This window comes from Nitrospirota bacterium, from assembly GCA_016214385.1.
In the GTDB taxonomy this organism is placed as follows: domain Bacteria; phylum Nitrospirota; class Thermodesulfovibrionia; order UBA6902; family JACROP01; genus JACROP01.
This window is the reverse complement of record JACROP010000028.1, coordinates 1-7211: the sequence shown is the minus strand read 5'-3', so window position 1 is coordinate 7211 and position 7211 is coordinate 1. Positions and strand designations below refer to the sequence as shown.

At 45.7% G+C, this 7211-nt stretch carries 8 protein-coding genes and 1 pseudogene; 4 read left to right on the top strand and 5 right to left on the bottom strand.

Features of this window, described 5'->3' with window-relative positions; translation table 11 throughout:
• Nucleotides 1–12 precede the first annotated feature (12 nt).
• From HZC12_01585 to HZC12_01570, 4 genes and pseudogenes are all read left to right on the top strand, one after another.
• Nucleotides 13–1542, top strand: a pseudogene (locus tag HZC12_01585) (F0F1 ATP synthase subunit alpha).
• Between the two features lie 26 nt (nt 1543–1568).
• The gene (gene atpG / locus HZC12_01580; protein ID MBI5025422.1) at nt 1569–2438 is read left to right on the top strand and encodes an ATP synthase F1 subunit gamma; all 870 of its coding nucleotides are present in this window, start codon (nt 1569–1571) and stop codon (nt 2436–2438) included.
• Nucleotides 2439–2452: 14 nt separating this feature from the next.
• Nucleotides 2453–3889 carry a F0F1 ATP synthase subunit beta gene (gene atpD, locus HZC12_01575; protein MBI5025421.1) on the top strand — a complete coding sequence of 479 codons (1437 nt, stop codon included), beginning with the start codon at nt 2453–2455 and terminating at the stop codon, nt 3887–3889.
• Between the two features lie 159 nt (nt 3890–4048).
• Entirely contained in the window at nt 4049–4459 is a 411-nt protein-coding gene (locus tag HZC12_01570; protein MBI5025420.1) for a F0F1 ATP synthase subunit epsilon, read from the top strand.
• 104 nt (nt 4460–4563) lie between these two features.
• Here HZC12_01570 and HZC12_01565 read toward each other — a convergent pair whose 3' ends face one another.
• From HZC12_01565 to HZC12_01545, 5 genes are all read right to left on the bottom strand, one after another.
• Nucleotides 4564–4635 carry a hypothetical protein gene (locus tag HZC12_01565; GenBank protein ID MBI5025419.1) on the bottom strand — a complete coding sequence of 24 codons (72 nt, stop codon included), beginning with the start codon at nt 4633–4635 and terminating at the stop codon, nt 4564–4566.
• Between the two features lie 57 nt (nt 4636–4692).
• Nucleotides 4693–4824, bottom strand: coding sequence for a DUF559 domain-containing protein (locus HZC12_01560; GenBank protein MBI5025418.1), 132 nt, complete (start codon nt 4822–4824; stop codon nt 4693–4695).
• Nucleotides 4825–5019: 195 nt separating this feature from the next.
• Nucleotides 5020–5784, bottom strand: coding sequence for a nucleoside triphosphate pyrophosphohydrolase (gene mazG / locus HZC12_01555; GenBank protein MBI5025417.1), 765 nt, complete (start codon nt 5782–5784; stop codon nt 5020–5022).
• Nucleotides 5785–5809: 25 nt separating this feature from the next.
• On the bottom strand, nt 5810–6634 hold the full coding sequence (locus tag HZC12_01550) for an FAD/NAD(P)-binding protein (protein MBI5025416.1): 825 nt from the start codon (nt 6632–6634) through the stop codon (nt 5810–5812).
• On the bottom strand, nt 6624–7211 hold a 588-nt coding region (locus HZC12_01545), incomplete at its 5' end, for a 4Fe-4S dicluster domain-containing protein (GenBank protein ID MBI5025415.1). The genes HZC12_01550 and HZC12_01545, both read right to left, overlap by 11 nt.

The window sequence follows — 7211 nt, the reverse complement described above, 5'->3', positions numbered from 1 at the left end:
GGGGGTGATTTTATGGAAATTACGGAAATTAAGGTTGAAGAAATAAGTGAACTGATTAAGAAGCAGATAGCCGATTTTGAAAAGCGTGTCGATGTAAGCGAGGTCGGCACTGTTATCTCAGTCGGTGATGGTATTGCGAGGGTCTATGGCCTTGATAAGGCTATGGCATCAGAGCTCCTCGAGTTTCCGAACGGAGTTTTTGGTATGGCCCTTAATCTTGAAGAGGACGGAGTTGGTGCTGTTCTTTTTGGGGAAGACTCGCTTGTTAAAGAAGGCGATATTGTAAGGCGCACAGGCAGGATTATGGATGTCCCTGTTGGCGAGGCAATGATAGGCAGGGTTGTCAATGCAATAGGCCAGCCAATTGACGGAAAAGGCCCGATCAATACCAAAGAAAGAAGGATAGTCGATATTGTTGCCCCTGGTATTGTTGACAGGCAGCCTGTCAGAGAGCCGCTGCAGACAGGGCTTAAGGCAATCGATGCAATGATTCCAATCGGGAGGGGACAGAGGGAACTCATTATCGGAGACCGCCAGACGGGTAAGACTGCCATTGCCATTGACGCCATTGTCAATCAGAAGGGCGGCGATGTTGTATGTATATATGTTGCTATAGGCCAGAAACGCTCAAATGTTGCCCGTGTTGCCAAGACGCTGCAGGAATATGGTGCTTTTGAGCATACTATCATTGTTGCAGCCTCAGCCAGTGAGCCCGCACCCCTTCAGTACATTGCCCCGTATACAGGTTGCACTATTGGAGAATATTTCAGGGACAAAGGGAAACATGCATTGATAATATACGATGACCTTAGCAAGCAGGCGGCTGCTTACAGACAGCTCTCACTGCTGCTCAGGCGGCCACCAGGGCGTGAGGCATACCCTGGCGATGTCTTCTACCTCCATTCAAGGCTCCTCGAAAGGGCAGCAAAACTCTCGGATAAGCTCGGCGGAGGTTCTCTTACAGCGCTACCAATTATTGAGACGCAGGCTGGAGACGTCTCAGCGTATATCCCGACAAACGTTATCTCTATCACAGACGGCCAGATATATCTGGAGCCAGACCTCTTTTACGCTGGTATAAGGCCTGCTGTTAACGTTGGCCTGTCCGTCAGCCGTGTTGGCGGTTCAGCGCAGATAAAGGCAATGAAGCAGGTTGCCTGAACCCTCAGGCTTGACCTCGCACAGTTCAGGGAGCTTGCAGCATTTGCACAGTTCGGGTCTGACCTTGATAAGGCGACCCTTGCACAGATTGAGCGGGGCAAGAGGATGGTCGAACTTTTGAAACAGGGACAGTATGTGCCGCTTCCTGTTGATGAGCAGATCATCGTCCTTTTTGCTGGAACACAGGGTTTTCTTGATGACCTGCCAGTAGAAGCCATAAGGGAATTTGAGCAGGGTCTTTTGAGATATATCAGGGCCGAAAAGCAGGACTTAAAAAAGGATGTAAGAGAAAAGAAGATACTGGATGAGGAGCTTAAGAAAAAACTCACCGAAACGATAAACGCTTTTAAGAAGACATTCCATTTATCAGCCGGTGTTTAGTTGTTCGGATAAATTCTGGAGTATAGATGCCAACTTTAAGAGATATAAAAAGAAGAATAATCTCTGTTAAGAACACGCGGCAGATTACAAAGGCCATGAAGATGGTCGCTGCCGCAAAACTGAGAAAGGCCCAGACAAAGATGTTTGAGGCCAGGCCCTATGCAGAGAAGATGAAGTCAGTCATTACTGATCTGGCGAGGGGATCTGAAAGAGAATTACACCCACTCCTTGCCTTCAGGCCGAGGAAGACGGTCGAGGTCATTGTAATGACCGGAGACAGAGGGCTCTGTAGCGCCTTTAATTCTAATATCCTGAAAGCCTCTGCAGGCTTTATTAGTGATTTAAAAAGGGAAGGCTTTGAGGTGAGCATCAGCGCCATAGGCAAAAAGGGCAGAGACTATTTCAAGCGAAGGACCATCCCTCTGCGTAAATCATGGACAGGACTTTCAGGCAGGATAGTCTATGCCAGCGCCCAGGAAGTGGCTAATGATATCATTGAAAATTATATCAATGAAACGATTGATGAGGTATTCCTTATATATAATGAGTTCAGGTCTATTCTTACTCAGAAGGTTTCAATAGTGAAGCTTCTTCCTGTAGACCTTGCGACAGAGGCAGAGGAAAAAGTTGTCGCGAGGTCAGATTTTCTTTATGAGCCATCAGAGCAAGACATCCTCGACAGGCTTCTGCCAAAGAATGTAGAAATACAGGTCTTCAGGGCACTCCTTGAATCTCAGGCATCAGAAGAGGCTGCAAGGATGACAGCCATGGAGAACGCTACAAAAAATGCAAATGAGATGATAGATAGACTTACGCTTCAGTATAACAAGGCAAGGCAGGCCGCTATCACCAGGGAATTGATGGACATTGTTGGCGGCGCTGAGGCGTTGAAATAAATGGGACGTGAGAAATGGGAAATGGAGGTTTAGATATGAACGAAGGTAAAGTTTCTCAGGTAATAGGCGCAGTTGTTGACGTGGAGTTCGAAAAAGAACTGCCACCCATCATGAATGCCCTCAAGGTAGAGCAGCCTGCCGATCCGGGAAAGGGCATTCCTGAGATTAATCTCACCCTTGAGGTGGCATCTCATCTCGGTGAAAACAGCGTCAGGACCATCGCTATGTCAACAACAGATGGAGTTGTACGGGGGATGAAGGCTGTGGATACAGGACAGCCGATATCTGTCCCGGTTGGCAAGGGGACATTAGGCAGGATAATGAATGTGATTGGTGAACCCTATGACAAAATGGGCCCCATAAAAGCAGAGCAGAGATGGCCGATTCACCGCCCGGCGCCAGAGTTTGTCGAGCAGGAGCCAGTTACGCAGGTTTTTGAGACCGGCGTTAAAGTCTTCGATCTCCTTATCCCGTTTGTTAAAGGTGGAAAGATAGGGATGTTTGGCGGCGCCGGGGTTGGCAAGACCGTTATCATAATGGAGATGATACATAATATCGCACTGGTTCATGGCGGTGTATCTGTGTTTGCAGGTGTTGGCGAGAGGACGAGAGAGGGTAATGACCTTTACCTTGAGATGAAGGAATCTGGTGTTATAAATAAAGCGGCCCTCATCTATGGCCAGATGAATGAGCCGCCAGGGGCAAGGCTGAGGGTCGGACTGACTGCTCTTACTGTAGCGGAGTACTTCAGGGAAGAAGGTCAGGATGTCCTCATATTTATAGACAATATCTTCAGGTTTACACTGGCAGGTTCAGAGGTGTCGGCTCTCCTTGGAAGGATGCCCTCTGCGGTTGGATACCAGCCGAACCTCGCTACAGACATGGGAACGCTGCAGGAGAGGATTACAACCACAAAGAAGGGCTCCATTACATCCATGCAGGCTATCTATGTCCCTGCTGACGACCTTACAGACCCTGCAGTTGCAACGGCGTTTACACACCTCGATGCCACAGTCGTTCTTTCAAGACAGATCTCCGAGCTCGGAATATATCCTGCTGTTGACCCTCTGGATTCAACCTCAAGAATCCTTGACCCGAAGGTTATCGGGGATGAGCATTATGCTGTTGCAAGGAAGGTTCAGATGATCCTCCAGAGGTATAAAGAACTGCAGGACATCATTGCCATCCTCGGCATGGAAGAGCTCTCCGAAGACGATAAACGCACAGTTTCAAGGGCAAGAAAGATACAGAGGTTCCTGAGTCAGCCCTTCCATGTTGCAGAGGCATTTACCGGGACAGCCGGGAAATACGTCAAACTTGCGGACTCCATAAACGGCTTCAATGCCATTGCAGATGGCAAATACGATGACATGCCGGAGCAGGCATTTTATATGGTCGGGACTATTGAAGAGGCTGAAGAAAAGGCCAAGAAACTCGGCTGGTCCAGGTAAGATTTAAAAAGACTTTTATTAACCACAGAGATCACAGAGGACACAGAGAAAAAATAAAAACTCAACAGTGAATCTTTCATATAATTTTGTAACTCTGTGTCTCAGTGTCTCTGTGTTTTATAATTTCATAAATTGATCTGTGCTTTAAGGAGATGGTAGGTGGAAAATGAATTGAAATTGGAAATAGTCACACCGTATGGCCTTGTCCTGAGCGAAAAGGTGGATGAGGTTGTCGCTGCAGGAAGCGAGGGTGAGTTTGGCGTGCTTTTAGGGCATGTGCCATTTCTAACAACCCTTAAAATCGGGATGCTTACATATAGAAAAGGCAGTGATGTGAGATATGTTTTTGTCAACTGGGGGTATGCAGAGGTAGGGCATGACAAGGTCTTGATACTCGCTGACAGCGCAGAGAAATCCGAAGACATAGATGTCGAAAGGGCCATTGCTTCCAAGAAACGTGCAGAGGAGAGGCTTAAAAAGGCCGAAGAGATCGACTTCGCAAGGGCAGTAGCATCCCTCGAGCGGGCAGTAATGAGGGTGCAAGTTGCAGAGAAGAAAATAGCAAAGTAATAACGTTTTTCCACGAGATTTTTCGACACTTCCAAGCAAATTGAACCCTTAAGTTTGATAAAATAACGGTTCTTTCTCATTTCAAGTGGGTAAATCTGTTTCTTTTATCCCCTCTCCCTTTCTTCATCTTTCTCTTTTTGCATTGCATGTTGGCCACCGTCTATTTCAATTACTATGCCTCTTTCATAGCAGACGAAACTCCCAACTTCTCAACTTCATAACTTCTTAGCTTCTTAATTTGGCTGTTGTCGTCTGAATTTAAGAGCCTCCAATTGCCTGTCTCTCAATCGTTTCCATAACTTTCCTTCTGCGTCTGTTGGCCTCTTCCGCAGGCGCTTAGCAATTCCACCAAGATTAGTGTTCATCCTTTTATTTTACCCCTCACCTTAACCCTCTCCCACAGGGGGAGAGGGGATGTCAAAGAAGCTCCTCTCCCACAAGTTCATATACAATCTTTGCTGGCAGTTTCTTCTCCAGGGAGAGGGAAAATTCTACACACTCAATATGAGAAAGAGCCGTTTTTTATAATAATTATTGTAAAATCTGATGAACCTGAAAAATTAACAACGGTCTTTTGCCTCATCCCAGAGGGCATCCATCTCCTCAAGCGTCATATCAGAAAGGCTTTTTTCCTGCTCTGCTGCCTTCATTTCAATATAGCGGAATCTCGAAATGAATTTGCTTATTGTTCTTCTTAAAGCATCCTCAGGATTAACGCCTACAAATCTCGAAATATTGACAAGCATAAAGAATATATCTCCGAGTTCATCTTCAATCTCAGACCGTTTTTTCTTTTTAACTGCATCCTTGAATTCCTTGAGTTCTTCGTCCAGTTTCTTAATCGCATCTTCAGTCTTTTCCCAGTCAAAACCAACTCTCGCAGCCTTTTTCTGAAGCTTGTGCGCCCTGAGGAGTGACGGAAGTGATTTAGGAACACCTTCAAGGATCGACCCCATGTGCTTACCTTCTCTTTTTTTCTCCTCTTCCCAATGTTTAAGCAATTCATCGCTACTCTTATATTTTGCATTCCCGAATACATGGGGATGCCTTTTAATCATCTTCTCACTGATTTTTTCTATTACATCAGACATGTCAAATTCATTCCTCTCCTTTGCAATCTGGCAGTGAAAAACTATCTGGAAAAGAAGGTCTCCAAGCTCTTCCTTTATTGTTTCCGTACTGCCTTCATCCAGGGCCTCCATGACCTCGTATGTTTCTTCCACAAGAAAGGGCTTAAGCGAATCCCTCGTTTGCTCCCTGTCCCACGGGCAGCCCTTCTCGCTGCGCAAAGCAGCCATAATATCAACAAGCTTTTTTAAATGCATGTTGTCTTGTGCCCCGCGGCCTCTCCTAAGGGCTATTAAGGTTGTATTGTTTTAGCTCTCTGTATGAAAAGACAGGGCCGTCTGTGCAGATATATCTCCCATCAGCATAGCAGTGCCCACACTTACCAACGCCACATTTCATGTGTGCCTCGAGGGTTGTAATGATATTGTCTTCTTGCATGCCCATAGAAGAAAGCCCTCTCATCGCTGCTTCTATCATAATATGCGGGCCACAGATAAACGCATGCGCACTTTTAAACGAAACCCGTGTCTTGTTCAGGTGCTCTGTAACGATGCCTGCATAACCCTTCCATCCCTTATCCTTTCTGTCAACAGTAAGGATTATATTTATACCCTTTTTCTGCCATGCATTAATATCATCTATAAATAAAACCTCTGAAGGATTGCGAGAGCCATAAATGAGTTCGATCTTTCTGAAGTCTTTTTTGTTTTTTATAACCTCGTTTATCAAAGAACGTAAAGGTGCGATGCCTATGCCGCCGGCTACAAACAGGATGTCTTTACCCTTTGCATCACTGATAGGGAAGGCGTTTCCAAATGGCCCCCTTATGCCAATATCATCTCCTGATTTCAGGCAGTGTATGGCAGATGTAACATAACCAACGCGCTTGATACAGAGCTCGATATGTTTTTGAACGCCATAAGTTGATGTTATTGATATTGGCACTTCACCAGCCCCCCACAAAGAAAACATAACAAACTGTCCGGGTGTGTATTTAAAAGGGTTTTCTGGCATGACCCTGAAAAGCTTGACATCAGAGGTCATCCCAATAACCTCCATGACCTTAGCCTTTGAAGGGAGATACAATTCTTTTAGTTTATTTTTCATCTCTTCCCACCTTGAGTTTGTATGCTATTGTTGCCATATCAATTCGCCCGGGGCATGTGATTGTGCATCTTCCGCAGCCCACGCAACCAAACTTACCGAATTGTTCGGGATAGTAGAGAAGTTTGTGGAAATACCACCGCTTTATCCTTAGAATCTTCTTTTCTGCTGGCCAGATATTGCCTGCCATTTTTGTAAAACCCCTGAACATGCATGTGTCCCAGACCCTTAATCTGACACCTTCTGTTGATGAGTGTATTTTATCTATCACATTAAAGCATGTGCAGAGCGGGCATTCATATACACAGCCGCCGCATTCAAAACACCTCTGCGCAACCCCCTCCCAGAAAGAATCATCAACCTTCCCTGAAAGTATCTTCTGCCTCGCATTTTCGAGATTTATCCTCTTTTCAAATCTTGCCTGAGAGCTTAATAGTACTTCATACCGGTCATCGTAATCCGATTTTCTGGGTTTCGACAAAAGGTGGCTAAAATTTTTCACAATATCCAATCCATGTTTTGAGCCTATCTCCACAAGGTAGCGGTCACCTAAGTCTGAAAACTGAATATCAAAGCCTGC

Coding starts and splice junctions, on each gene's coding strand:
- atpG (MBI5025422.1), top strand. CDS start 1,569: ATGCCAACTTTAAGAGATATAAAAAGAAGAATAATCTCTGTTAAGAAC.
- atpD (MBI5025421.1), top strand. CDS start 2,453: ATGGGAAATGGAGGTTTAGATATGAACGAAGGTAAAGTTTCTCAGGTA.
- HZC12_01560 (MBI5025418.1), bottom strand. CDS start 4,824: ATGAACACTAATCTTGGTGGAATTGCTAAGCGCCTGCGGAAGAGGCCA.
- mazG (MBI5025417.1), bottom strand. CDS start 5,784: ATGCATTTAAAAAAGCTTGTTGATATTATGGCTGCTTTGCGCAGCGAG.
- HZC12_01550 (MBI5025416.1), bottom strand. CDS start 6,634: ATGAAAAATAAACTAAAAGAATTGTATCTCCCTTCAAAGGCTAAGGTC.